The sequence below is a fragment of the Clostridium sp. LS genome, from assembly GCF_002760435.1.
In the GTDB taxonomy this organism is placed as follows: Bacteria; Bacillota; Clostridia; order Clostridiales; family Clostridiaceae; genus Clostridium.
In genome coordinates this window covers 31,991-56,239 of record NZ_AUUU01000041.1, presented here as the reverse complement: position 1 = coordinate 56,239, position 24,249 = coordinate 31,991, and the positions used below count along the sequence as shown (strand labels likewise).

Annotated in this window: 21 protein-coding genes, 2 other RNA genes and 1 riboswitch; of the genes, 6 read left to right on the top strand and 17 right to left on the bottom strand. The window is 31.9% G+C overall.

What is annotated here, in order from left to right; genetic code table 11:
• Positions 1 to 200: 200 nt before the first annotated feature.
• The 13 genes from COL3_RS10805 to COL3_RS10745 form a co-directional block, all read right to left on the bottom strand.
• Entirely contained in the window at positions 201 to 1,421 is a 1,221-nt protein-coding gene (locus tag COL3_RS10805) for a Zn-dependent hydrolase (RefSeq protein WP_008421499.1), read from the bottom strand.
• A 40-nt stretch (positions 1,422 to 1,461) separates the two neighbouring features.
• On the bottom strand, positions 1,462 to 2,964 hold the full coding sequence (gene preA, locus COL3_RS10800) for an NAD-dependent dihydropyrimidine dehydrogenase subunit PreA (protein ID WP_008421497.1): 1,503 nt from the start codon (positions 2,962 to 2,964) through the stop codon (positions 1,462 to 1,464).
• Positions 2,965 to 2,984: 20 nt separating this feature from the next.
• Positions 2,985 to 4,352 carry a dihydropyrimidinase gene (gene hydA, locus COL3_RS10795; protein ID WP_008421495.1) on the bottom strand — a complete coding sequence of 456 codons (1,368 nt, stop codon included), beginning with the start codon at positions 4,350 to 4,352 and terminating at the stop codon, positions 2,985 to 2,987.
• 185 nt (positions 4,353 to 4,537) lie between these two features.
• The gene (locus tag COL3_RS10790; RefSeq protein WP_008421493.1) at positions 4,538 to 5,599 is read right to left on the bottom strand and encodes an ABC transporter substrate-binding protein; all 1,062 of its coding nucleotides are present in this window, start codon (positions 5,597 to 5,599) and stop codon (positions 4,538 to 4,540) included.
• A 35-nt stretch (positions 5,600 to 5,634) separates the two neighbouring features.
• A complete protein-coding gene (locus tag COL3_RS10785) occupies positions 5,635 to 6,402 on the bottom strand; it encodes an ABC transporter permease subunit (RefSeq protein WP_008421491.1) in 768 nt (255 codons plus the stop codon).
• A gap of 12 nt (positions 6,403 to 6,414) precedes the next feature.
• On the bottom strand, positions 6,415 to 7,191 hold the full coding sequence (locus COL3_RS10780) for an ABC transporter permease (RefSeq protein WP_008421489.1): 777 nt from the start codon (positions 7,189 to 7,191) through the stop codon (positions 6,415 to 6,417).
• Between the two features lie 2 nt (positions 7,192 to 7,193).
• Positions 7,194 to 8,024, bottom strand: coding sequence for an ABC transporter ATP-binding protein (locus tag COL3_RS10775; RefSeq protein ID WP_099716617.1), 831 nt, complete (start codon positions 8,022 to 8,024; stop codon positions 7,194 to 7,196).
• A 128-nt stretch (positions 8,025 to 8,152) separates the two neighbouring features.
• Complete coding sequence (locus COL3_RS10770; protein WP_008421485.1) at positions 8,153 to 9,304, bottom strand: iron-containing alcohol dehydrogenase; 1,152 nt, start codon at positions 9,302 to 9,304, stop codon at positions 8,153 to 8,155.
• Positions 9,305 to 9,318: 14 nt separating this feature from the next.
• On the bottom strand, positions 9,319 to 10,644 hold the full coding sequence (locus COL3_RS10765) for an aminotransferase class III-fold pyridoxal phosphate-dependent enzyme (RefSeq protein WP_008421483.1): 1,326 nt from the start codon (positions 10,642 to 10,644) through the stop codon (positions 9,319 to 9,321).
• Between the two features lie 187 nt (positions 10,645 to 10,831).
• Complete coding sequence (locus tag COL3_RS10760; protein ID WP_008421482.1) at positions 10,832 to 11,986, bottom strand: PucR family transcriptional regulator ligand-binding domain-containing protein; 1,155 nt, start codon at positions 11,984 to 11,986, stop codon at positions 10,832 to 10,834.
• 210 nt (positions 11,987 to 12,196) lie between these two features.
• Positions 12,197 to 12,553: a hypothetical protein gene (locus COL3_RS10755; protein WP_008421481.1), complete on the bottom strand. Its 357-nt coding sequence runs from the start codon at positions 12,551 to 12,553 to the stop codon at positions 12,197 to 12,199.
• A 117-nt stretch (positions 12,554 to 12,670) separates the two neighbouring features.
• Positions 12,671 to 13,267: an MBL fold metallo-hydrolase gene (locus COL3_RS10750; protein ID WP_008421480.1), complete on the bottom strand. Its 597-nt coding sequence runs from the start codon at positions 13,265 to 13,267 to the stop codon at positions 12,671 to 12,673.
• Positions 13,268 to 13,315: 48 nt separating this feature from the next.
• Positions 13,316 to 14,425 carry a DUF3810 domain-containing protein gene (locus COL3_RS10745; protein WP_008421478.1) on the bottom strand — a complete coding sequence of 370 codons (1,110 nt, stop codon included), beginning with the start codon at positions 14,423 to 14,425 and terminating at the stop codon, positions 13,316 to 13,318.
• Between the two features lie 238 nt (positions 14,426 to 14,663).
• Here COL3_RS10745 and pknB point away from each other — a divergent pair, with 238 nt between their 5' ends.
• Complete coding sequence (pknB, locus tag COL3_RS10740) at positions 14,664 to 16,154, top strand: Stk1 family PASTA domain-containing Ser/Thr kinase (RefSeq protein ID WP_008421476.1); 1,491 nt, start codon at positions 14,664 to 14,666, stop codon at positions 16,152 to 16,154.
• A 92-nt stretch (positions 16,155 to 16,246) separates the two neighbouring features.
• On the opposite strand, the gene COL3_RS10735 is transcribed toward pknB, so the two are convergent.
• Positions 16,247 to 16,612: a response regulator gene (locus COL3_RS10735; protein WP_008421474.1), complete on the bottom strand. Its 366-nt coding sequence runs from the start codon at positions 16,610 to 16,612 to the stop codon at positions 16,247 to 16,249.
• A 34-nt stretch (positions 16,613 to 16,646) separates the two neighbouring features.
• Positions 16,647 to 16,731: riboswitch (cyclic di-GMP riboswitch) on the bottom strand.
• 173 nt (positions 16,732 to 16,904) lie between these two features.
• Positions 16,905 to 17,459: a flavodoxin family protein gene (locus COL3_RS10730; RefSeq protein WP_008421472.1), complete on the bottom strand. Its 555-nt coding sequence runs from the start codon at positions 17,457 to 17,459 to the stop codon at positions 16,905 to 16,907.
• 279 nt (positions 17,460 to 17,738) lie between these two features.
• Between COL3_RS10730 and COL3_RS10725 the strand changes: the two genes are divergently transcribed.
• Entirely contained in the window at positions 17,739 to 18,260 is a 522-nt protein-coding gene (locus COL3_RS10725; RefSeq protein ID WP_008421470.1) for a hypothetical protein, read from the top strand.
• Positions 18,261 to 18,332: 72 nt separating this feature from the next.
• Here the strand turns inward: COL3_RS10725 and aspD are convergent, their stop codons facing one another.
• The gene (aspD, locus tag COL3_RS10720) at positions 18,333 to 19,967 is read right to left on the bottom strand and encodes an aspartate 4-decarboxylase (protein WP_008421468.1); all 1,635 of its coding nucleotides are present in this window, start codon (positions 19,965 to 19,967) and stop codon (positions 18,333 to 18,335) included.
• A 327-nt stretch (positions 19,968 to 20,294) separates the two neighbouring features.
• Here aspD and ffs point away from each other — a divergent pair.
• Both ffs and ssrS read left to right on the top strand, forming a co-directional pair.
• Positions 20,295 to 20,560: signal recognition particle sRNA large type (gene ffs / locus COL3_RS10715), an RNA gene on the top strand.
• Between the two features lie 12 nt (positions 20,561 to 20,572).
• Positions 20,573 to 20,764, top strand: a non-coding RNA gene (gene ssrS / locus COL3_RS10710) — 6S RNA.
• 49 nt (positions 20,765 to 20,813) lie between these two features.
• Here ssrS and COL3_RS10705 read toward each other — a convergent pair.
• Entirely contained in the window at positions 20,814 to 22,010 is a 1,197-nt protein-coding gene (locus COL3_RS10705) for an MFS transporter (RefSeq protein WP_008421465.1), read from the bottom strand.
• A 269-nt stretch (positions 22,011 to 22,279) separates the two neighbouring features.
• On the opposite strand from COL3_RS10705, the gene COL3_RS10700 reads away from it, so the two are divergent.
• Together COL3_RS10700 and aguB are read left to right on the top strand one after the other, a co-directional pair.
• Entirely contained in the window at positions 22,280 to 23,323 is a 1,044-nt protein-coding gene (locus tag COL3_RS10700) for an agmatine deiminase family protein (protein WP_008421463.1), read from the top strand.
• Between the two features lie 22 nt (positions 23,324 to 23,345).
• A complete protein-coding gene (gene aguB / locus COL3_RS10695) occupies positions 23,346 to 24,224 on the top strand; it encodes an N-carbamoylputrescine amidase (RefSeq protein WP_008421461.1) in 879 nt (292 codons plus the stop codon).
• Positions 24,225 to 24,249 lie beyond the last annotated feature (25 nt).

Genomic DNA, 24,249 nt, shown 5'->3' with positions numbered 1-24,249 from the left:
TGTACTCCTCCATTTAGATACATAAGTCATAATCTTAGATTTGTCTTTTAATAGAATATTTATTCTTCTTAAATGCCTATAGATAAAATTTCTGCAAGGAGTTATCTTTAGTTTTGCGACTGTAAAAAATGGTCTAATATTTATAAAAAAATAAATGCCAATTCTATGGTATGATTATCATAAAATTGGCATCTCTCACATTAATTTTTATCAATATCTAAAATGGTTTGTAATAGAACATTTGCGCCCTTCCAGCAATTTTCTAATGGTGTAAACTCTTTCTCACAATGACTATGCCCTTTTTCACTTGGAACAAAAATCATTGTAGTAGGAATTATATCTGTAATAAATTGAGCATCGTGTCCTGGACCGCTGTACATTCTCTTAGTAGAATATCCAAATTCTTTAGCATTTTTTTCAACATAGTCTATAAATTCAGAGTAGAAACGTACTGTTTTACGTGACCATGCTTCTTCATAGCTTGCTTCGCATTTCTCAACAACTTTTGGAATTGCCTTAATTATTTCAAGAACTTGATTAATTACCTCAGGATCTTGATGTCTTGCATCCAAGGTAAACTTAACAATATCAGGTATAATAGTATGAATATTGGGATGAGCTGATATCTTACCTGTTGTATAAACTAATTTGCTATCAAGTTTATCAAGTTCATCATGAAGATATTGTATAGTCTTTACTGCTGCATATAAAGCATCTTTTCTATATTTCATTGGTGTTGTTCCAGCATGATCAGCTTGCCCTACAAATGTAAACTCATAGTTAATCATTCCGCAGACACCTTCAACAACCCCGATATCTATTTTTTCATCTTCTAAAACTGGGCCTTGTTCCACATGTAATTCAACTAATGCCCTGTATTTTTCAGGAGTCATTCTATTTTCAATATCACCCATATACCCACTAGCTTCTAATGCTTCTTTAAAAGTTACTCCTTCTGTATCCTTAGAAGCTAACATAACATCTTTATCAAACTTACCTGTTATAACCCCAGAGGACATCATTGCAGGTTCAAAACGTGCACCTTCTTCATTAGTCCATATAACTACCGTAATTGGATGCTTATGAGGAATTTTTTCTGTTACTATAGTTTCTGCTGCTTCTAAAGCAGTAAGAACTCCTAAAATACCATCGTAATTTCCGCCTTGTTTAACTGAATCAGCATGAGACCCCATCATAATTGCAGGTAAATTTTCTTCTCCTTGAATAGTTGCATAGATATTTGCCATATCATCTGTTTTTATATCCATTCCAAGTGCTTTACATCTTCTGCAAAATTCTTCTCTAGCCTCTAAAGCCGCTGGTGATAAAGACAATCTTGTGATTCCACCCTTTCCTGTATCTCCAAATTTACTAAAAGTTGTGATTTTGTCTTGAAGTCTTTCTTTGTTACAAGTTAACATATCAATATCCCCCTTTAATTCTTTCTCATATTTATTTAAATCATTTATTTTTTACTCTTTTACCTGATGAAATTGCTTGTGCTGGACATACAGTAACACATAATTGGCATCCCACACACTTATCAGCTATAAGAATAGGCTTATTTGATTTTTCATCTATTTTTATTGCTTGATGTCCACCATCATAACAAGATAAGTAGCATCGTTCGCAGCCTACACATTTCTCTCTATCAAACCTTGGATAGCATATACTATCCCTTTCCAGCTTGTCTGCCGGAACAATATTAGGTAGAGCTTTACCAATAATATCAGATATATTTTTATATCCTTGAGAACTTAAGTATAATTTCATCCCACTAATTAAATCATCAATAACTCTATAACCATACTGCATAACTGATGTTGTAATTTGTAAATTTTCGCATCCTAAAGCTAGAAATTCAGCTGCATCTTTCCATGTTTCAATACCACCCATTCCGCTTATTGGAGCACTCTTTAAATCTTCACAATTTTTCATATCATGGATAAAACGAAGTGCAATTGGTTTTACCGCTTTACCTGAATATCCTCCAACGCTAGTCTTACCTTCTACGTTTGGTTCTGAAGCAAAGCTTTCTAAATTTACATTCATAATACTTTTAATTGTATTAATTGCTGCTATTCCTGTTGCACCTGATTTCATTGCAGCCATTGCTGGTATTTCCATATTTCCAATGTTCGGTGTCATCTTGGCAAGAATAGGTAAGTTTGTTCCTTTTCTAGTTGCTTTAGTATATTGAGCTACTAGCTCTGGGTTTTGCCCAACATCAGAACCTAAGCCTTCACCGGTCATATGTGGGCATGAGAAATTACATTCAATAATATCTGCGCCAGCTTCTGTCATCAGCTTTGCTAATTTTGTCCACTCTTCATCATTTTGTCCCATTATTGATGCAACTATAATTTTAGTTGGGTAATTCTCTTTCAATTTCTTTATAAAATCAATATTCTCCTCCAATGTGTGATCTGAAATTTGTTCTATGTTTTTAAATCCAATAAAAGGCAGGTTTTCCTTTGTTAAAGTAGCAAACCTTGGTGAAACTTCCTTGGGCACAAACATACCGATTGTCTTAAACGCAACTCCTGCCCAGCCCATTTCAAATGCCTTTGCTACCATCTCATAATTACTTCCAACTACAGATGAAGAAAGGAAAAATGGATTCTCACAGTTCGCTCCGCAAAAATCTATAGATAAATCAACTTCTTCCTCCTTTATTTTAGGTTCAGTTGAAATTGCTTTCATTATTTTATCAATTGGTACTGCTTCATTAATTTTTCCTTTTAAGCAAGCTTCTTTACATAGTTTTGTTCCGCAAGTTTCACAAGGAAGTGGATGTGGCAGTTTATTTACTGCCCCAGCCTTATTTTCAAATCTCAAGGAACGAATAATACTATCCGCTTTAAGTGAATTAGGACATGCTTTGCTGCAAGGTGCATCATTACATAAAAGACACCCTGACACATATTCATTAATTGAAATATCTTTATAAAATAAACTACTCATTTCCATTCCTCCTAAATCTCTTATTTTCGTCCTATTCGTTTTACAAATTCACCTATTCCTGGTTTTCCTACAAATTCACCATTATCATATACAAGATTTCCACGTACAAAAGTCTTTACTGGGTAGCCATGAAGAGTTTTTCCTTCCCAAATAGTATGGTCATAATCTGAATGCATATTGTTAACAGAAATAGTAAACTCTTTGTCTGGATCATAAATTACAATATCTGCATCCTTTCCAACTGCTAAAGAACCTTTTTGATCACATCCAAATATTTTAGCTGGATTAAATGAACATAATTCAACTACGCGATTAAAACTAATTTTCCCTTCATTAGCTGCAGAAAGCATATAAGGATATAAATTCTCTACGCCAGCACATCCATTGGGAATCTTTGTAAAGTCATCCTTTCCCCAGTCTTTTTCATAGCTTTGGAAAGGACAGTGATCTGTAGCTACTGTATCAATATCGCCATTTTTAATTGCTTTCCAAAGTGCATCCTGGCTTTCTTGGCCTTTCATAGGTGGCGAACATACAAAGTTTCTTCCATCCTCTCTCTTATATACATCACAAGTAAATTCTAAATATTGAGGGCATGTTTCAACATATATATCATGACCTTCCCGCTTAGCCTCAATTGCAGCTTCTAACCCTTCCTTACCTGCCATATGAACTAAATAAAGAGGCGCTCCTATTGATTTAGCCCAGTGTACCGCTCTCTTGTCAGCTTCTGCTTCTACATATTCAGGTCTGCTTAAATAGTGATACCAAGCCGAAGTCTTTCCTTCTTTTAAGAATTTTTCAATATTTAAATCAATTAAATCTGGGTTTTCAGCATGAATATTTGTCATGGCACCTGTTTCTTTTGCTTTAAGCAGTACTTTTACTAAGGTTGCATCATCAACCATCATGCCTTCTTTTTTGTAAACTAAAAAGCATTTAAAACTTGTAACACCATAATTTACTGCAGACTCGAACTCATCTAAGATAGCTCCATCATTTAAATCAGTTATGCAGCAATGGAATGCATAATCTACACAAGCTTCTGGATCGCACATTGCTTTTCTTCCCTCAACAGTTTCAATTATTCCACTTCCTTTTCTTTGCATTGGATAATCAAAAACTGTTGTAACACCACCACAGGCTGCAGCTCTTGTTCCAGCTAAATAACTATCTGCCGAAACTGTCCCTCCAAAAGGCATTGCTAGATGAGTATGTGCATCAATAGCACCGGGTAAAACTAATTTTCCTTTAGCATCTACAACTTGAGCTCCATCTTCTGAAAAATTACTTCCGATACCTGCAATTTTCCCATCCTTAACTGCAATATCTGCTACATAAGATTCACTAGGTGTTACTATAGTTCCATTCTTAATAATTAAATCCATAAACTTTTCTCCTCCCTTTTACATTAAATTTAAATCTTTTGAATTTATGTTAGTTTAATTTCACTAATGGTAAATTCTTTTCGTAAATGATATTTTGTATCCCAGAGAATACATACATTCTCTGGGATTAAATATAAAAAATATTTATTATACAGTCATACATACAGGAATCAAAGAATTATAAATTACTTTGTTGCCTCATCCCAATACTTTGATGTAAATGTAGTGTCATCTACTACTGGGTCCTTTGCTAAATCTTTATTGTATTTCTTTAAGAAATCTCCTGTTTGTTTAATTGCATTCATATCAATTTGTCCAATTTTTGAAGCATCAAAACCTTGTGGAGCTACAAGCTTAGCAACTTCTTTTGCCATATATACTTGGTGATCTAAGGAAACTGATTTATCCACATCAAAAACTGTTTTTCCTGCTGCTTCTGGATCTTGAACCGCGTCTTTCCAACCTTTAATTGAAGCTTTTAAGAAACGAACTAATAAGTCTTTATTCTTAGCTGCCCAATCTGAATTAACAAATAAACAGTCTTCCATCATTGCAACATTTTCATTGTTCATATCAATTACATTTAAATCTTCCTTTTTCAAACCGCCTTCTAGTAATAAACCAAATTCGTTATAAGTCATTGCTGATGCAGCATCAACTGAACCTTCTTTTAGTTGATCCATTGTAAAATCTTGCTGTACAAGCTTTAAATCCTTCTCTTTGTCTAAATTGTATTTTGAAAGTAGTGCTAGAAGTTCATATTCATTTCCACCAAACCAGTTACCTACTTTTTTACCAGCCAAATCTTTTGGTGAATTAATTCCTTTTTCTTTCTTAGATACTAATAACATACCAGACTTTTGGAAAACTTGAGCTACTTCTTGTAATGAATATCCTTGAGCTTGATATGTCATTAAACTTGATACCCAAGTAACCCCAATATTAGCTACACCGTTATAAACATTTTGTTCAGGAATAATATCACTACCTCCTGGTAGAATTTGAATATCAATTCCTTCTTCTTTATAGTATCCTTTGGCTGCAGCCACATAATACCCCATGAACTGTGACTGCGGTAGCCATTTTAATTGAAGTGTTACTTTGTCTAATTGGCCATCTTTCTTCACTGTATCTTCTGACTTTGCAGTATCTTTTGCTGTTGTATCTGATGTTTTTGACCCACACCCTATAAGCGTTGCCCCCATCATTACTACAGCTAATCCTAAAGCTAATAACTTCTTTTTCATAATAAATTCCTCCTCATTAAATACATTTATATATCTTATCTTTGTGAAGCATGCCATTTTATAGCTCTGCGTTCTACCAGTAAAATTATTAGATAAAGAATGATACCAACTAAAGCTGCCATAACTATGTAAGACCATCCCATAGCCATCATTCCTTTTCTTAAGTTATCTTTAATTCCAAAACCAATACCAGCTGTTGAAGAAGCAAAATATTCACTTATCATAGCAGCCATTATTGCTGCTGCCACATTAATCTTTAAAGCTGTTAATACACTTGGCAGACAATTAGGTAAACGTAATTTAAAAAATATTGTTTTCTTAGATGCTGCATAAGATTCTAGTAAATCTTTTGCAAAGGGCTTTAAATCATTTAGGCCTCGATAAGCATTAATTGCCATAGCTGCCATACATACAACTGTTACAACACCAACCTTTTGCGCAAAACCACTAGTAAACCATCGATTCATAATTGGAGATAATGCTACAATTGGAATTGCATTAAATGCGGCTATTACACTAAGTCCAGTATAGCCCCACTTTGGAAAGACTGTAGCTATTACTGCAACAATAAACCCAAAGAAACATCCTAATGCTAGTCCTACTAAAGCGCCTGAAACTGTAATCATAGTGTCAGATAATGCTTTAGAAAAATTATCATTTAATGTTTTAACAATTTGAGACGGTATTGGCAATTGAAAGGGCTTAAAACCTAATACATCATGAAAAAGACCAGCTTGCCAGGCAATAATGACTAATATTCCAAAGCCTAAGGGCCACAATACATTTTTAATTTTTTCAGTCATAAAATCCCCTCCTTATGTAGTTTGTTTTCTCCACGGCATACAAATTTTTTCAAATAATATAACAATAAAGTAACTTAATATCCCCATTAGAGCACTTGTTACAACTGATCCCCAGAAAACATCTTTTGTTCCTGAATATAAAGAATATAAAAGTTTGACTCCAATTCCTCCACTTGAGCCAAGCATATCTACTAAAATAGAAGCCGTTATTGACATAGGTGCAGCTATTTTTAATCCTGCAAATAAATATGGCAATGAATAAGGAATCATAAGCTTATAGTAAATGCTTCTCTTTTTTGCAGCATATGAGTATAACAATTCCTTTTTATCACTTTCAACACTATTTAGCCCACTTAACATGTTTACTGATACTGGGAAAAATGTGATATAAGCTGCGATTACTATTCTTGATGTGTTCATATCCCTTACAAGAGTAAAAATTATTGGGGCAAGGCCAAGAACAGGTATCATTTGTGATATTATCAAATATGGTAACGCTATTTTTTCTGCAATCTTTGATAAACTCATAATGATAGCTAGTATGAATCCTATTGCTGCACCTAAAGCAAATCCAAATACTGCCCTTGAAAAAGTAAGTCCAGCTGCACCCATTAAATCAGTAAAATTTTCAGCAATAGAAATAACAATACTGTGTGGATAAGGTAATTTTGCTGCAGCCATAGGATCATGAATTACTTGTTCTAGAAAGAAAGCTAGTAATTCCCAAACCATGACAATTCCAATACCCCAAACTAAATTAACTATATATTTTTCTTTCTTATTTATCATTATCACACCCCCTCAAAGCTATTTCTGATTTTTGTTATATAATCATAAAATTGTTTTGATTGTTTTGACTCCATATTTCTAGGCCTTGGTATTTCAATATCAATTACAGCTGAAACGCGTCCTGGATGTGGTGAAAGAACTACAACTTTATCTGATAAAAACACTGCTTCTGAAATATTATGAGTTACAAACACTACTGTCTTTTTTGTCTTTGTCCAAATTTCAAGTAAATCTTCATGAAGCTTTTCTCGTGTGAATTCATCTAAAGCTGAAAATGGTTCATCCATAAGGAGTATTTCTGGATTTATAGCTAATGCTCTTGCAATGCCAACTCTTTGCTGCATTCCACCACTTAACTCATAAGGATAGTGCTTTCCAAAATTAGTTAGTCCAACTAAGTCAAGCATTTCTGTAACTCTTTTAGTACGCTCAGGTTTTGGCATTCCCAAAAGTTCCATTGGCATACATACGTTTCTTCTAACTGTTCTCCAATCATATAAAACAGGATTTTGAAATACGATACCATATTTTTTTTGAAGTCTTACTTCTCTTGGACTTTGGCCACGCACTGTTACTTTTCCAGAAGAAGGCTGCAATAAATCAGCTATAATTCGTAGTAATGTTGTCTTTCCACATCCAGAAGGCCCTAGCAATGAAATAAATTCGCCTTCCTTTATTTCTAAATTAACATTTTTAAGAGCTGTTACTGGCTCTCCTCCATTTTTATCTTGGTAAACCATACTTAAATCTTCAATTTTAATTTCAACTTTATCTTCAGATTTTAAATTTGAAAGAATTCCTTCTCCAAATTCTGTATCTATTTCGTTTATCATACTCATTGATTTACGCCTCCCCTTAATTCAGTTAACAGTTAACAGTTGTTTATGAAAACTTTTTGACTTTCTTTTAAACAAAAAACGGCACAAAACATTTAGTTTTGCACCGTTGCAAATATTCTATATTACCATAGTTTGTTGTAAATAGTTAATAAATCTTCTTTTGAAACATTCTTTATAGTATTTGACGGGCTTCCACTATCCATAGCGTCTTGTGCCATCTTATTAACTACTGAATCAAAATCTTCTTTATTAATTCCGTATTCTTTTAACGTCGGAATATTACAAACATTACATAGTTCTTCTAGCTTTTCTAAGAAAGCTTCAGCCGCCTCCTTATCACTCTTTTTATAATCTGCAGCGCCAATAGCTCTTCCTATTGCACCAAACCGTTCATAGGTTCCGTCTAAAACATATGATAAACATTCCTTAATAAGCATGGCATTTGAAATTCCATGAGCTACATGAAACATAGCTCCTATTGGTCTGCTCATTCCATGAACAATTGTTACAGATGAATTATTTATACACACCCCTGCTTCATATGCTGCTAAAGCCATCTCTTCTCTAGCTTTTTTATTTTCACCATTTTCATAAGCTAATGGTAAATAAGTAAAAATTCTTTTAATTGCAGATATTGCATAAGTATCGGTTAGCGGGCTTGCCTTTTTTGAAGTAAATGCTTCTACAGCATGAGTTAAGGCATCCATACCAGTTGCTGCTGTTACACCCTTTGGTGCAGTCATAGAAAATTTAGAATCTATAATCGCCAGATTCGGTAATAATGCTTCCCCCTTTAGAAGCATTTTTATATTCCTTTTCGAATCCGTAATTACAGTAAACTTGGTAGCTTCTGATCCTGTTCCTGCAGTAGTTGGTATTAGTACTAGTGGTGGAAAGTTTCCCTCAATTGCTACTCCCATATAATCTGATATGGATCCTTCAAGTTTTGTCATAGCTACAATTGCCTTGCCGCTGTCTAAAGGACTTCCCCCGCCTATTGCAATACAAAAATCACACTGTGCTTCTTTATAAGCCTTGACGCCACTTTCTATCATAACATCTGTCGGCTCTCCTATAATGTCATTAAATATTTGAAAATCTATACCCCATTTAGTCAAGCAATCCGTAAGTGCCTTAACAGTCCCCGTTTTTGTCACATTTTTTCCTGATACTACAAATGCTTTCTTTCCAAGAGTTTTTATTATTTTTTCACTTTCTTCTAGCGCATTCTCTCCAATAACTGTGCGCCCTGGTAAACTAAATTCATATGCCATTTTCTTCACCTCATCTAGATAAATTGTTTATCAACAATTTCTAGTACTTCATCTAATTTAGCAAGTTCCTCTTCTAGTTGTTCCTTAGTAATAATTAATGGAGGTGCTACTAATATCATATTTTCATGTGAATATGTCATGAACTTTCTCTCTTTAAGCATACTAATTATCTTCCCCATTATACCTTCTACATCTTTACCATAGGGTACTAATGGTTCCTTAGTTTCTTTGTTTTTTACTAGTTCCACTGCAGAGAATAACCCAATATACCTTACATCTCCAACACTTGGATGACTAGCTTTCATTTCCTCTAATTTTTCTCCAAGTATCTTTCCAACTTCATTTACATTATCTAAAATATTTGCTTCTTGGTAATAATTAATACAAGCTACCCCTGCTGCACAAGCTAGAGGATGTCCACTATAAGTTAATCCACAAGATAATAGGTTGTCATCAAAGTAAGCCGCTATTTCTTTACTTACTACAGCTCCACCAAGTTGAACATATCCGCATGTAACACCTTTTGCAAATGTAACAATATCTGGTTTTACATCAAAATTCTCGAAAGCAAACATCTTACCAGTTCTACCCCATCCTGTCATTACTTCATCGCATATCATAAGGATTTTAAACTCATCACACAATTTTCTAACACCAGGAAGATATCCTTTTGGTGGAATAATTACTCCATTTGAACCAGTAATAGTCTCCATTACTATTGCTGCAACACTTTCAGGACCCTCATAAACGATTTGCTCTCTTAGCTTGGCCAAATAATATTTAGTTGCAGCTTCCTCAGATTCAAATTCAATTGGCTCTCTGTAAATATAAGGATCAAAGAATTTTATAAATCCTGGTATACCAGGTTCTAATGCATATCTTCTAGGTTCACCAGTTAAGTTTCCTGCCCCAAATGAAGATCCATGATAACTGCGATAGCGGCTAAACACCTTTGTTTTGCCAGTAAACATTCTCGCAATTTTCACTGCATTCTCATTGGATTCTGCTCCAGCATTTGTAAAAAAAACTTTTCCCATATTATCAGGCATTAATTCAACTATTTTTTTAGCTAACTTTGCTCTAGATTCCGCTCCAAAGGATGGTCCTACAAAACAATATTTATCAACTTGTTCCTTTATTGCATCTCCAATTGCTTTATTACCAAAACCTAGATTCATATTAACAAGTTGAGATGACATATCTGAATATCTATTTCCATCATAATCCCAAAAATATATTCCGTCAGCTTTTTCTACAGGAATTGGATTTATATTTCTTTGTTTGCTCCAAGATTGTAAATTATATTCTTTTAAAGTACTCTTAATTTCTTCACCATTCATATTTATACACTCCCTCATTCAAAATATACATTTCCTACAAATAAAAAAACGGAACTTATTCAAGTGAACAAGCTCCGTTGCTGTTTTCTTATTAAATTCGTTTTTCCTTTAGGTTGTTTTTATTATATACCAGCAATTTTGAGTAATCAATGAGTAAGTGACTAAGTTTATTTGTGCAACTGCACATTTACATAACATCTTTAACAAAAAAGCCCAAATAAAATCTTAATTTCTCTTCTAAGTTTGTGGGATTGTAACCAGTAATTTTTTCAATCTTTTTCAACTGATTATTAACAGTATTTCTATGAATATATTGCTTTTCAGCCACAAGACTTTGACTTCCGTTATTTTGTAAATACATATATAGGAAATTCACTAAATCAGTATTGTTTTCTTTATCATACTTTTCTAATTTTCCTAATGTATCTTCATAAAATTCCTTTAATACCTCTTTATCCTTTGAATTTAAAAGCAGCTTGTGAATATCAAGTTCATTGTAAAACACAACCTCCTTATCCTTTTTTCTGGACATGGTCAAAGCAGTAAATGCATTATTAAAATTATCTGCTTGTATTTTTATTCCATCTTTATTTTCACTGACACCCATATGAACCTTCCAGGCAGGTTCGTTCCAATTTCTAAAAAAGGAATTCACAAAGTTCTTAACATCATAATTACCATAATTAACAAGAACTAATACCCAGCAATCTTTGTATGAAAATGAAATATATAATTCATGAATACTTCTAGCAAGCTTTTCCGAATACATTTTTATTCTATTCATGTTAAATTCCAAATTTTTATCTTCTTTATTCTCAAAAGACATCACGATGAAGCAAAAATGGCTATCTCTCAAAAATCCATATCTCTCCATCTGCAAAATTAACGTTTCTAAATCTCCTGTTTTAAATATTATATTCTTAATTGTTGTTGCAATACTTATTTCAACTTGCTCACTTTGCATAATACGATAACATATATCCCTTGTTAAATCCACCATTCTTGTTTCCCATGGAATAGTATAAAGAGGCATTTTCACTTCATTACAATAATCAATTACTTCTTGTGGAATTGATTTTGTGTATGGTCCAATATTTACAACAAAAGCACTTGTTCCAACTCCATAAAGTTTTTTTGTATATTCTAATAGCCATCCATCTGTATTATTTAGTATTCCTGAAGTAAGTACAACTTCATTTCCATGTAAAAATTCACTAACTTCATCATTTTCAATGATATGTACCCATTCAACAAGATTATTAAGACCTTTTTGACCTGCTAACAACTTCATTTGATATAGCACTGTTCCATTTCCAAATAATTTACCTACTGTAATTGACATGTTTACCACCACCTAAATTTGCTGTTCATCCTATGCTTCTAAATTATTGTGTGTATATTATACTCTATTTATGGTATATTGCTAATTCATTCTTTAAATTCCTTTTATTTTATACATTATAAATAATTTTACTTAATAAAATAAAGCTGAGGCTTTTAAGTTTTAACCTCAGCTTATAAAACTAGTTTGATTTTCTATATTATTTATAGATTAATTTTTTACAGACTTTAAATATTCTTTTACACTAGGAGAAAGTGCAATGATATATATACTTATGGCATATACTCCTATTAATGTAATAAAAGTTATATTCATTGAAAATAAAAGTAACATTGAAGCAACTAATATTCCTATAAATAATAAAGCAATCATTATTATCTTCGCCACTTTATTTCCCTTAAATATATAATATAAAATTAATACTTCAACTGCAGTTCTAAAAATTCCTTGAATTAACTCAACAAACCCTTGACTAGCAGTGCTAAATAGAGATGTGCCTACACTTATAGCCACTAGTATTATTGCCATTGCAAAATATAATTTTTTCCCTTTTTCTATACTTCCCATAATTCCTCCGCTTACACAATGTAATTACATTTAATTCTTATGATTATATCAATTATATCATAATGTACAGAATATTGTAATATTTACTCTGAAGCTTTATATTATATTTCTCTTTCTTTAGCTTAATTCTATTTCTTCGCCTGGTTTTACTATTAATTTATTAGCTGGAGAAAATTCATTAGCGACATTTATATCAAATAATTCCCCTGGCTTTGTATGTATAGGTATCGCATGTTTTGCTCCAATAATTTCTGCACACTTTTCTGCTTCTTTTGCATCCATATTATAATACCCATCAGTAGGAAGCAGCGCATAATCTAATTCTTGCTTTGACAAATTAGTTTTCATGTATTCTGTTGTAGAAGTGTCTCCCGCTGCGTAAATCTTAACATTATCAACCTCAATTACATAGCCCACACATTTATTTACATCATGGTTTTTATTGTAAGCTGGTACTGATGTTATATTTATATCTCTAATTTGAATATGCTTATATTCCCCATTTATAAGCATAGATTCTGCTCGTAAAATTCTGCAATTTTCCTTTTGCCTAATCAGCTCTAACTTTGTATGATCCGGGTGTTCATGAGTTACTAAGATTATATCTGCTGGTAAATCATATCCTTCACCTACGTAAGGGTCTACATATATAACTATATTGTTGTTAGTTACAATACGAAAACTTCCATGACCTTGATAAAATAATTTTGCCATTTCTTTCACCATCCTAAATCTAATAATTATATTTACTTTTATATAGTCTTAACTAAATTGAACTCCATATCCTGAAATTAATAATTTTACAACAACATTATAACTTCTAATTCCTTCCTGCTGGCCTCCTGCTTTTAATATTTTATCGTATATTCTATCATATAAATCAGATATTCCACCTTTATACTTATTCCAATATAAAGCATCATTTTTTAATTCTGCTTTCACATTATTAGAAAGATCATTATTTATTTGTTTAAATGCATCTAAATTAAACTGATATAAATCGCTCATGCAGTATGAATAGGCCATTAGGTATCCACTATATTGATACTCATAATTGTTTGAATTAATGCAAGCTAAAAAGCTAATATAATTAGCTTCATATTCATTATTAAAGCCTCTTATATGACTTAATTCATGACAAATTGTACTTGGAATATTACTTTCTGACATATCATTATTGTAGTTAGCCTCCAAAGTAAAGGTTGTTTCGCCCTGTAACAATTGATAAGACATTATTTTAGAAAATATATATGGCTTTGGATTTGGATAATATCCTTTTAAGCTAGGATATATTTCTCCTATTGCATTCATGGCATCTTTTCCCTCTTCTTTTACATTTTTGTCTAATTTCAATAGTCCATGCTCATCTTTATTTATTTTTCCATCTAATTCATTAAGTTTATCTTTAATATGGCTGCATAACTCTATTAATTTTTCCTCTGAACTATCCTCAATTTTAAGCCCAGTTAAACTAATAAAATCTGATCTAAAACAATTTACACTTAAGGTTACTATATTTAAGAATGTAAACATTGATATGTAGAGTAGAAAGTTATTAGTTGATCTTAATATCATCTCCTTAATAGAAAGTCTTTTGGTAATTATTAGATACATATATCTTATAATTCTAATTAAAATGAATACTACAAATCCACATAATATCATTTCATATACTGAAAATGGAAATATTGATAGTCCTCTTGCAAGAGTATTAACTAGTGCTGTATATACAAATTTATAATATAAGTTTGCAAAGCCATTAATATATCTAGACATAAGATATAAAATAAAACTAACTCCAAGAAGTATGCAACTAAATATTAACTTTCTTTTCTTTGAAAATCTTTTTTCTATATTACTTAAATTTCTCATATTTTTTATGCCTTTCTAAATAATGTGTTGCCAATTTTATTTTTATTATATCATAATTTTATATTTGTTAATTTGGGTAGTACAATTAAAAAATTATGTTTATAATATGCTGTATATTCTAATATTTTTATAAATATAATTTATAATGCAACTATTATTAAAAATATACTGCTAAGCATTAGAATATATACCCTAATATGATATAATACAGGTATTACTGTTTTTGTAGGAGGACATTATGATAGGGACATTACTTTTAAACAGGTATGAGATATTAGAAAAAATTGGTGAAGGTGGCATGGGCGTTGTTTATAAGGCAAAATGCACCGTTCTAAATAGATTTGTAGCAATAAAAATATTAAAAACAGAACTAAGTAATAATGAAGATTTTATTTCTAGGTTTAAAAGAGAAGCAAATTCAATAGCAAGCTTATCTCATCCTAATATAGTTAATATTTATGATGTGGGTTCTGAAAAAGATCTTAACTTTATTATTATGGAATACGTTAAAGGTAAAACATTAAAACAAGTAATAAAGGATAATATTAAACTTAATCAAGATATTGCAGTAGATATTACTTTACAGATAGCTAAGGCTCTTCAATATGCCCATAAAAATAATATTATTCACCGTGATGTAAAACCTGATAATATTTTAATAAGTGCAGAAAACGTAGTAAAATTAACTGACTTTGGAATAGCTAAAGTATCAGATGAAGCCACTATAACTAATTCCTCTGGAATTATTGGTTCTGTTCATTATTTTTCTCCTGAACAAGCTAAAGGAAAGTTAGTGGATTGCAGGACAGATATATATGCTCTTGGTGTTGTAATGTATGAAATGTTAACTGGAAAAGTACCTTTTAATGGAGATACATCAATATCAGTTGCTATGATGCATATTCAAGAACCTGTTATTCCACCAAAAGAAATTATTCCAGAAATTCCAGAAAATATAAATGGGGTAATTTTAAAGGCCTTGGAAAAAGAGCCCGTCAATAGATTTCAAAGTGCTAAGGAGTTTGCAGAAACATTAAATTCAATTAAAGTAAATCCTAATTTTGAAGTAAACTTTAAGGGTATTTCCGATTCTACAACGGTTATTATGAGTGAGTCAGAGCAAATATGTTCTGATACAATAATTGATCATACAGTTGTTATAAATCAAGAACAAATTGCAAAGACAGAACTAATTTCAGAAACCATATCAGCCAATATAAATGATAAAAAAATTCTTTCTGATAATACTGTTAAACGCAAGAAGCGTAAATTCATACTTGCTGCTAGTTTTATAGCACTGACAGCAATTTTTTACATTTTCGGAACCCATCTTTCTGTTCCATCTACAGATGCTAAAACAGAACCAGCTGTTGTAGAACCTACAGCAACAAAAACTACAACTCCTGAAGAAAATACAAAATCACCAGAAAATGAGAAGAAAAACGTACCTTCAGTAACCGGAAAAACTCTAGATGTCGCAAAAAGCATAATAATTAATAATGGATTTGAACTTGGTAATATTACGAGTGAATATAATGATACTATTCCTAATGGCCTAATCATTAGTCAATCACCTAGTTCAGATACCTCTTATGAAAAAAACGGAAAAATAGATATTGTTATAAGTCAAGGTCAAAGGCCTTCTCAGCCTGCACCACAAACGCAGCCTGCGCCTCAAATAAAAGGAAATGGTAATTCTAAAGATAAATCAAAACATAAAAAATGGTAATTCTAAAGATAAATCCCCCTTTAAGGCAGACAGTTTTATTTTTTAAACTGTCTACCTTAAAGGGGGATATCGATATTTAAAAAGATAACTTCTTAATTCCCTAATACCTTTTTAACTGATTCTATTAATCTTTCAGTTTTAAATGGCTTAACAATAAAATCCTTGGCTCCAGCTTTAATAGCTCTTATAACAACTTCATCTTGTCCCATAGCAGAACATATGATTACTTTAGCACTAGAATTAATTTCCATTATAGATGAAAGTGCGCTAATACCATCCATTACGGGCATTGTAATATCTACAATTATTAAATCAGGATTTAACTGCTTGTATTTTTCAATTAACATTTCCCCATTTTCTGCCTCATCAACTACTTGATAGCCTTCCTTTTCTAAAGAATTCTTTAGGGTGACCCTCATAAATTTAGTGTCATCACAAATTAAAATTTTTTTGTTCATTTTTTTTCCTCCTATTCATTTCAAATAGGCAAAGACTTGCAACTGGCTGCCATCCTATCAAAGGATAAGGCCCTCTAGCTTTGCGTCACAGTTTTTCAACTGCTTTGCCAATTCAATATTTAATTTATCGTACTGTTGAACAAAAAACTTTATTTTGATTTTATAGTATTTATTGTAAAATATATTGATATTTAGTTCACAAAGAACAAAAACGAGAGCGCTACTGCTATAAATTATATTACGTTTATGGCAATAACACTCTCTAATAAATTATAAATAATCGACTTAATATTTATTCGTTTTTGCTAACCATAGCTACAACAGCTTCAGTGATTGCTTCTATCTTATAATCCTTATTCCATCTATTTACACTAATAAAATCAAATATGCTGCCTTGAAGATGTCGGCATAATCTTTCCATTTGTTCTAAGCAGCTGATCATTCCATTGCCGCTGCCTCCAGGTGAAGCAATTAGTAACACTGATTTCCCTGCCATAGCACCATTTTCACCTTTTAAAGCTTCACAACGGCGGAAACGGTCAAAAAAAGTTTTCATTACTTCCGTCATCTCTCCCCAATAAACAGGTGTATCTAATATTATTGCATCTGCATCTGCAATTTTTTTCTGTATTTCTGTAAACCCATCTTCTCCAAAAGCACAAATATTTTTTTCACGACATATTCCCCATCCGTCACCGCACATTTTGCATCGATCCAACTTATAATCGTTTAATTTTATAACTTCATAGCCTGCTCCAGCCTTTTCAACTCCAGCTACTGCAGCATTTATACAAGAATGGCATAAGCCTTCATTCTTTGGTGTCCCTGATAAAATAATTACTTTCATTTTGATCTCTCCCCATATAGCATTCTAAAATCAATATTTTGCTTAACATTATAAAATATATTTTAATTTATTCACCTTGAAGTATATCAACGTTTAAATATAATAACAAGATATAGTTAGTGAAATTCTGGGTATTCCATATAAAATCTTCATAACGATGAATTCTTTTCAACCCATCCAATTATATTAGATGTTTCAGTTGTAAAACAATATAAGTATTATTTTTCAAAAAATGAATACTACTATAAAGGTAAAGCTTTTGAGGAGTGAATAACTATTATGGGAAAATTTAAATATAAGAAATTGCTTATGGTAACGCCAATAATATTATTAATTTCTATTCTTATACTGATAATTCATTTATATTTTAATAATAATTCACTTAATTATAATTCTAAAAATAACGAAAATAACAATGTTACCAATAACACATCATATTATTCTAGTTTATATGGAACCTGGACTGTTAAAAAACATATTCCTTCAAATATTAAAACATCATTAAGCGATTCAATTATCTCTCTTTGTATTGGACAAAAATTTACCATAGAAAAAGATGAAATCACTTCATTTTTTGCTACTATCTCCAATCCAGTTGTTAATGAAGGAATTATAACCGCTTCCGATTTTTCTAAGAAATATAATGATACTTTTAATAATTTAGGTATACCTGGTAATGAATTAAAATTTGTTAAAATAACTGAACCCAATAAATCTAACCATACGGTAACTATATTTATTGCTGGCGATGGCAGGGTTTATGCTTTATTAAGTGGTGCACTTTTTGAATTAGAGAGGTAATAAATTATATAACATACAAAAGGTTACGAAGATTTAGCTAAAAAATTAGCTAATATCTTCAATAGCCTTTTATTATTTAATACTTTGAGCTTTCCACGAATTTACGTACTCCTCTAATATGAGATGAAGAGCTTCTCCAATTTTTGAATATGCGTCATCATTAAGATTTGCTAAAGAAATTCTTATTGACCACTCTGGTCCTTTAAATCCACCACCACTTAGTAATACTATTGCTGATTCTTGGGCTAATCTATATAGAATATCTACAGGTTTATGATTTCTTTGCAAATATTCTCCAAATTCACTTCCATAATAGCAGACAGCCCATTCAAGCAAATCAAATTCTGTATAATATGCAGCATCATACGGATCTTCTCTCAAATCCAAACCTAATCCCTTAAATAAGAGTTTTTGCCGACGTTTACAAATATCCTTTGTTTGTTTCTTATATTTGTTTTCCTTGTCAAGCAGAGCAAATGCACAAAAGAAAGCCATTTGAACCTGTTGAGGAGTTGATAAACCTGCAGTATGATTAAGAGCAACCTGCCGACTATCCGCTACTATTCTATCAATAAATTTTATATTGTCTGGCTCTGTTGAAAGAGCACCATAACGCTGTCTTAGTTCAAGTCTTTTATCTTCTGTTAGCTCCTTTATTAGCTTATCAAATATATTTTCTTCATAAAGAGAAATAGTACCTAAACGCCATCCCGTTACTCCAAAGTATTTTGAAAAGGAATAAACTCCTATTGTGTTGTAAGGCAAATCAGCCATAAGTGAACGAAAATCATCTACAAAAGTGCTATACACATCATCAGATATAATCATCAAATTACGATTATAATTTTCTACTATATTCGCTAATACTTCAACACTTTCAGGTCTAATTGCAACTGATGGAGGATTACTAGGATTTACTACAAACAAAGCCTTAATACTACAATCCTTAAGCTTATTTAATTCTGAATCAGGATATTGCCAAGTGTGTGTCCCATCCTTTGTCAGTTCTATGGCTTCAATATGTACAATTTCAAAGTTATATCGAGGTAAATGTGGTATTTCTAAATATGGAGTAAAAACGGGAACCATTAATGCAATTTTGTCTCCACGTGCTAATAATTCATTAGCTATTAAACTATCAAATATATAGCACATAGCTGCAGTAGCCCCTTCAACAGCAAAAATATTAAATCTCCCTACAGGTGGCTTATTATAACAAAGCTCTGCTACAAGATATTCATGAACAATTCTTTCAATATGTGTAAGTATTCTATCTGGTACAGGATAGTTATCACCTATAATTGCATCTGTGAGTTCAAATACCCATTTATCAGCATCGAAACTTAAATCCTGTATTCCATAATCAATTATTTTCTTCAAAAGAGATATTCCTGGCATATCCTTATTCTTCTTTAAATAAGACTGTAGTCTTTCTGAAATCCCGTCAATCTGTGGCATTCCTGCTAGGTCGCCATCATTCCAGACTCTTCTTGTTTCTTCTACTGCGAAAAGTCCAAAAGTAAAATACGATTCTCTAGGTGTAGCAGCTGTCCAATTTGGATTTCCTCTTCCTGCATTTAATAAGGTTCTGGCACTCTTTTTTATTTGACCCTCTGCAAGACTTATTAGTTTATTTTTAAACTCAAATGGACTAATTTCCCCATATACTTTTTCTATTTCCTGACGTTGAACATTCTTTATATCCATAAGCAATACTCCTTATTATTCTTTAAAAATAAGTAATCTATATAGTTAGTGTTATATAACTTCTAATAATTTATTCTTAATCAAATAATACTTTAAAATCTATCGGCCTACATAATTTTAACAATCCATTATAAATTTTGAGTTTAATTAAAGTCTTTTTGTTAGTTTGTCATTCTTACAATTAACTATTAAGCCAAAAGTTATATTAACCTTATAACAATCATCTATTTAAGGTTTAAATTACTATGTATATAGCTATTGCATAGGAATATTAAACATGTTATTATTACTTCACGGCAAAAAAATAATTGCCCTTAAAGACAATTTTCGTGCTAGATGGGGAGCTAGCGGTGCCCTGTAACCTGCAATCCGCTATAGCAGGATTGAATCCTTATTATAGGCTTTAATCTGTTTGGTCAGTCTGATTTGTGTAGTGTTGATAATTGGGTCCCATGCAGCAGAAACTCATGAACCCCGTCAGATCCGGAAGGAAGCAGCGGTAAGTGATAACTTCTGAGTGCCGTGGATTAACCTAGTTTGAGCTTACTAAATCAGTAGCGCAAGTAGATTAACTGTCAACAATGAGTGCACGATAAATAGATTACAAAGTTCTGAGATACTCGTTAAGCTCTTATTTTGAACCTACATATATATTCAGGGAGTTCAATATTTAGATGAGAAAATGTACCTTTATGTGAATCCTTACAAGGTATTAAAGGCGATTGAGGCATCTGTGCGGACACCCACCTATCTGAGGATAGGGATCAAAATTAGAGTACCGATATTTTGGATTTAATATTAGAAATTTTATGCCAATACTTATTTTATTAAGTATTGGCTTTTATTTTAAACTACTTTCGCATGTTTTAGAATTGATGATAAAGCAAATAAAATCAGAAATGCTATTAATAAAAAACTAGAAATCATGCTTACCACTCCACTCCATCCATATAAAGACCAAAACCTTCCACCAGCGGTTCCGCCTATACTAGAACCAACATAATAGAATAACAAATAAAGGGATGAGGCTTGTGCTTTATCATGAGTTGATAATTTTCCAATCCAACTGCTGGCAATAGAATGTCCTCCAAAGAAACCAAAAGTTAAAAAGGCTATCCCAACAATTTTTAAGAATAAATTTACATTTAAGGTTGTGCATATTCCAAATAGCATTATGAATATTGACACATAAAGCATTTTATCTTGTCCATGTTTATCAGCCATACGACCCATAAAGGTTGAGCTAAATGTCCCAAAAATATACATTACAAAAATAAGACTCACTAAGGTTTGACTAAGATTGTATGGCTGTTCAATTAATTGATACCCAATAAAATTATATAAGGAAACAAAACTTCCCATAATCAAAAAACCTATACAATATAAGCAAAGGAGCTTTGGATTTTTTAAGTGATTAAAGCTAGATTTTATCAACTTTTTTATTTCAAATGTTCTAGGCACAAAATGTTTTGAGGCAGGCAGATTTGACCAAAATAAAAAGCTGGCTATAAGTCCTAAGAATCCTATAGTACCTAAAGCTAATCTCCAATTAAAGAAATCTGTAATAACTCCTATAATAATACGTCCACTCATTCCTCCTATTGAATTACCACTAATATATAGTCCCATTACCATTCCTAAACTCGACTTATCAACTTCCTCGCTAATATATGCCATTGCTATAGCCGGTAAACCTGCTAAAACAAAACCTTGTAAACATCTTATGATTAATAGGCTGCTAAAATTAGGAACAAATGCAGATAATACAGCTAATATTGATGAAGCAAACAGAGAGAAGCACATAATCGATTTTCTTCCTAAAACTTCTGATAATGAACCAAAGAAAAGCATACTTACTGCCAAGGTACAAGTTGTAACCGATAATGATAAACTGGCCACTGTAGGCGAAACTCCAAATTCCTTCGACAAAAATGGCATTAATGGTTGTGTGCAATATAATATTGCAAAAGTATTAAAGCCCCCTGCAAATAAGGCAATGCTTGTTAACCTAAATTCGCGGGTACCCTTTTGAATGTAATTCATAAATAATCACTCCAGACTTTATCTCGTTGTAATAATAAAAATAAACCTAATTACCAATTAATTTTATCACAATAACTTATATATTAATTTCATGAAAAAAGTATAATATTCCAAATTTCCTTATGATAACGTTTATATACATAAATTACGACTATTATCATAAGAATAAAGTATCTACCAATTTAATCTTGACATTGAATTGATGGTAAGTTTATTATATGATAGATGCTGTAAAGGTATAAAAAATCAAAAAGAAAAGGGGTATTTATATGTATCCAAGAGATATAAATTATAAAATGCCTGCTGAATGGACTACTCATGAGCGTACGTTCATTTCATGGCCAGTTAAAGAATCTATGTGTCATCCAGAAAATCATGAAAGTGTTTGTCTTGGATATACAGAATTTATTAAAGCAATAGCTGAATTTGAACCTGTTTCAGTAATTGTTAATCCTAACGAATTAGAAATTGTGAAAAAGTTTTTTAATGAATCTAATATCGAGTTTCTCCCTATCGAACACAGTGATGCTTGGCTTAGAGATAATGGTCCAACATTCATTATTAATAAGGATGGTGATAGAGCTGGAGTAAATTGGAGGTTTAATGCCTGGGGTGGAAAATATGCTCCATGGGATTTGGATGATAAAGTTGCCCTTCAAATTTTAGAACATTATAATATTGAAAAATTTGATGCACCTCTTATTATGGAAGGCGGCTCTATTCACGTAGATGGAGAAGGAACTTTAATAACTACAGAAGAGTGTTTGTTAAATCCTAATAGAAATCCTAACCTTTCTAGAGAACAAATTGAAAATTATTTAAAGCAATATTTAAATATAGAAAAAATTATTTGGCTGAAGAATGGATTAAATGGTGACGAAACTGATGGTCACGTTGATAATATAGCTTGTTTTGCTGCACCTGGTAAAATAATAATGCAAACTTGCGATGATCCAACTGATGAAAACTATAAAATTACTCTTGAGAATCTTGAAATATTGCAAAATTCAACAGATGCTAAAGGACGAAAATTCGAAATAATACCGATTAATCAACCACCTAAAGCTGAATACAATGGCTTAAGGTTAACATTAAGCTATTTAAACTTCTACTTTGTAAATAATGGAATTATCTTACCTACTTTTGGCGGCCCAGCAGAGGAATCTGATAAAATGGCTGAAAAAATATTAAGCTCAACTTTCCCAGATAGAAAAATTAGAACTGTTGATGGAATGGCTGTTATTAAAGAAGGCGGAAATGTTCACTGTACTACCCAACAAATGCCATATGGTAAAAATCTAAAAGCACTATAGAAAATAAAATGAGGTGATGATTATGAGAAAAGTTAAGGTTGCAGCTACACAAATGAGCTGTTCATGTAACATTGATGAAAATATAGCAAAGGCAGAAGCTCTAGTAAGAGAGGCTGCACAAAAAGGTGCACAAATAATTCTTCTTCAAGAACTATTTGAAACTCCATATTTTTGTCAAAAAGAGAAATCTGATTACTACATATATGCTACAGAAGTAGCACAAAACAAAGCAATCAACCATTTTAAAGAAATTGCTAAAGAGTTAAAGGTTGTACTTCCAATTAGTTTTTATGAAAAGAAAAACTATGCTAGATATAATGCTATAGCAATAATCGATGCTAATGGAGAAGTACTTGGCACATACAGAAAGAGCCACATTCCTGATGGACCTGGCTACGAAGAGAAATTCTATTTTAATCCTGGTGATACAGGTTTTAAAGTTTGGAATACTCGTTATGGTAAAATTGGTGTTGGTATCTGTTGGGATCAATGGTATCCTGAAGCTGCTAGATGCATGACTTTAATGGGAGCTGAAATGATATTCTACCCTACTGCTATTGGTTCCGAACCACAAGATGGGTCAATTGATTCAAAGGATCACTGGCAAGCTTGTATGTTAGGTCATGCTGCTGCTAACTTAATACCTGTTATTGCATCAAATCGTGTTGGTGCTGAAGAAGATGAAGATTCTAAAATAACCTTCTATGGTTCTTCCTTTATTGCAGGACCACAAGGTAACAAAATTGTTGAAGCTAATCGCAGTGAGGAAACTGTACTAGTTGCGGAATTTGATTTAGATGCATTAGAAACACAGCGTATTGAATGGGGAATCTTTAGAGATCGTCGTCCAGATTTATATAAAATTATTACTTCTTATGATGGAGATTTAATGATTAAATAAGATCAAAAACAGTTTTTCTAATTAA